1 protein-coding gene is annotated in these 1,622 nt (G+C 37.3%); it reads right to left on the bottom strand.

The annotated features are described in order from the left end of the window. Positions 1–1,536: ComEC/Rec2 family competence protein (locus QZ265_RS10840; RefSeq protein WP_296406081.1), on the bottom strand; the 1,536-nt coding region annotated here is incomplete at its 3' end. Positions 1,537–1,622: the final 86 nt, after the last annotated feature.

Here is a 1,622-nt window from a genome sequence, read left to right on the forward strand (position 1 = left end):
TAATGCTACAGACATCCAAAGCTGTAATTTGAATAGAGCTACAAACTGCTGTTTAAGTTTGGCTGGGAAGGTTAAATTATGATTTTGACTATCGCGTCGATCCCAGCGTTGACTAAAAGCGACCAATACGGCAACTGCCACAAATGATAACCAAAATCCAGCTTGCCACAATACAAAAACATCTGCCCAGGCCATACCTACGCCTAATACCAATAGCATTTTGAAAATTGCAGGTACTGCTAGAATATAACGCATTACTCCTGCCAGTAATAACATACACGCCGTGCGCAATGCAGGAACATCAAAGCCTGCGAAAAGCGCATAACCAAAAGCAGTTATGGCTGCAATAATAAAAGCACATTGCCATCGAGGTAGAATATAGTACAGACTGGGCCAAAAGTAATTTATGAATGCTGTAGCCATTGAGGCACACAACAAACTTAAAAATAGAACGTGCGTCCCAGATATAGCCAATAAATGTGATATACCGCCAAAGCGATACAATGCTGTCATGTCATCGCTAATTAAGTTACGATCCCCAGTTAATAAACTTAAGGTAACGGCTACCTCGTCCTGATTTAATTTTGTCTGGTTACTATTAACTATTCCCTCGCTATTTTTGATGTAACTACTTCTAGAGTCATAAATTTTTAGGTCATTATCTTTATACTCTTTGACTATTGGAGTATCAACTTGATGAGTGACGATATCCTTATTAGAACGCGCTCTCATTAATCCTATAAAATGCTCACGAAACTGATAACGCATGACATCTATTTGCTGCTGAAGCGTTAAGTTTGTTTTCGTATAGGCAGGTATTGTTTTTGAATCGGTAGGTATTATTTTTGAATGGGCAGGTTTAGCCCTAACACTTTCATTTTTATCATCCATACTAACGACAAAAGCTTTTGCGGTTGCATGACGACTGCTTAACCAGCGATATTCATCAAATTCATCAGGGTTGTCATTATTCTTCAACTCTAGGGGTAGCAATGATAGTTTCATATTTAAATGCTGATGCGGGGCTAAATCATTAAGTATTAGATCCTTAATCTGATAGCTTTGTAGCATCACTGTCATTGTGGCAGGTAGTTGAGAGGTGTTAATGGAAGCATAATTTAAGCTTTGTGTTATATTATTAAGAGCTGTTTTTTGCTTCGATTTAGACTTGGGATTGTCATTTGTCGTAAAAGGATTAAATGGCTGTTTGTCAGATACGTTACCATCATTACCGCCATTTTCTTTGCTATTATCAATATTAGGCTGCAATGAGTCATATCGAATATCTGTCAACTTTACTAACTGTCGATAACCTTGTACGACTACACCATCTTCAATTTCCAATCTTTTATCACTTAACCCTATCGGAGTTACCAGTGCTTGTATATAAGTTGGCTTTTGCGGAGAAGCTTCTATCATTGCCAAACGCTGAGCCACACTATTACATAGCACAGCCAATAGGAATATAAGTAGGGTTATGATTTTAGTAAATAACTTGAACAGACCAAATTGCTTCAGATTTTTATAAGGGGTCAAATATAGGGGGTTAAGCTTAGTGTTAGCTTGCGTATTAGCTGCTTGAGAACAAGAAAACCGGTAAAATTTTCTTAATTTTAATTTAT

This window comes from Psychrobacter sp., from assembly GCF_018260395.1.
Taxonomy (GTDB): domain Bacteria; phylum Pseudomonadota; class Gammaproteobacteria; order Pseudomonadales; family Moraxellaceae; genus Psychrobacter.